This window comes from Parvibaculum sp. (genome assembly GCF_049672805.1).
Classification (GTDB): Bacteria; Pseudomonadota; Alphaproteobacteria; order Parvibaculales; family Parvibaculaceae; genus Parvibaculum.
In genome coordinates this window covers 1-1,521 of record NZ_JBATWS010000200.1, presented here as the reverse complement: position 1 = coordinate 1,521, position 1,521 = coordinate 1, and the positions used below count along the sequence as shown (strand labels likewise).

The window sequence follows — 1,521 nt, the reverse complement described above, 5'->3', positions numbered from 1 at the left end:
TCGTCATTGGACGAGCAGCCCGCCAGCCCGGCAACAGCCAGTGCCATGACACCGACAGCAAAAAGGCGGGAGCGAACGGGGCGGAAACGACAGGCGGGCAGACGGGCCTCACTCATGCGGGCAAAGTCCATTTAATTCTCGATTTCCGGCCACGCGGCGGAAGCCGCAATTCTTCCAAATTGCCGACTCGCCCGGCGCGAAGCCGATCCGGCACCTTTTCTATCTCAATAAAGGCCGGTAGACCATAGCGGCAACGAACCGGCCTGTCCCCATCCGCCCACGAAAAAGGCGCGCCTTGCGGGGCGCGCCTCTCACATCTGATCACAGCCGGATCAGGTAATCTTAATCGGCCGAAATCGCAGCCAGTTCAGCGGAGCGCTGCGGCATCCGCCGGTTGGCCTCGGCATAATCCACAATCTCCCAGGCCGATGTATCGGCCATGAGCGCGCGCAGCACGCGGTTGTTCATGGCATGGCCCGCCCGCGAGCCTTCATAACGACCGATCAGCGGAAGACCGGAAAGAGCAAGGTCGCCCACCGCATCAAGCAGCTTATGGCGCACGAACTCGTCCTCGTAGCGCAGCCCCTCCTCGTTGAGGATGGCATGGGTGTCCACCACCACCGCGTTTTCGAGCGAGCCGCCCTTGGCAAGCCCCATCGACCACATGGCCTCAATATCCTTGCGCAGGCAGAATGTACGGGCGCGCAGAATATCTTCGGCAAAGAACGGGTCATGAAGGTCTGCTTCAATCTCCTGACGGCCGATCACTTCATTGTCGAACTCGATCTCGAAGCGCAGGCGGAAGCCCTCGCCCGGATAAAGCGCGGCACGCTTCAGCCCGTCCTCGATGATGACCGGCTTCAGAATGCGGATCGCCTTGCGCGGCGCATCAAGCTTTTCAAGCCCGACGGCTTCGATCTTCTGGATGAAGATTTCGCTGCTGCCATCCAGCACCGGCACTTCCGCCGCGTCGATCTCGACCAGCGCATTGTCGATGCCGAGCACCGAGAAAGCAGCCATCAGATGCTCGATCGTGCTGACCGTCGTGCCCGCCGCATTGCCAATGGCGGTGGAAAGCGTCGTGTCGGCGACATGATCGTAAATTGCGGGAATATCGGAAACGTCACGGCCCTGCGCCACGAGGTCGGTACGACGAAACACAATACCCCGATCTGCTTCCGCAGGATGCAGGACCATGTGAATGTCGGAGCCGCTGTGCAAACCCACGCCGTCAATGACAACAGGCCGCGCCAGCGTCATCTGCGGCGCGCGAATGGCCTGCACCCGGCGCTCACGCCGGACATTTTCCAGCATGATGGTTTCAAACTCTGATTTCGGCACTGTGAACACTTTCATCACCCCAAAGCAAACCGCCCCCTCTGGTTCGCTAGGGAGGTTCTATCAACCGCCCGGCAAAGCCTCAAATAACAGATTCTTACTGAATGTTACTAAAATAAACAGTTCATAAATCGTTGATTTTAAAAAAGAAAAATCCATCCCCGCGCCTCAGGCAGTCAGGGA

The 1,521-nt window shown here is 58.9% G+C and carries 1 protein-coding gene; it reads right to left on the bottom strand.

The genetic code is table 11. The features are described from left to right. Positions 1-342: 342 nt before the first annotated feature. Positions 343-1,314: a UDP-3-O-acyl-N-acetylglucosamine deacetylase gene (lpxC, locus tag WBF74_RS06435; RefSeq protein ID WP_424436929.1), complete on the bottom strand. Its 972-nt coding sequence runs from the start codon at positions 1,312-1,314 to the stop codon at positions 343-345. Between the last annotated feature and the right edge of the window lie 207 nt (positions 1,315-1,521).

What these genes read in the sequence shown, in the direction of transcription:
- lpxC (WP_424436929.1), bottom strand. Translation starts at nt 1,314, where the DNA reads ATGCTGGAAAATGTCCGGCGTGAGCGCCGGGTGCAGGCCATTCGCGCG.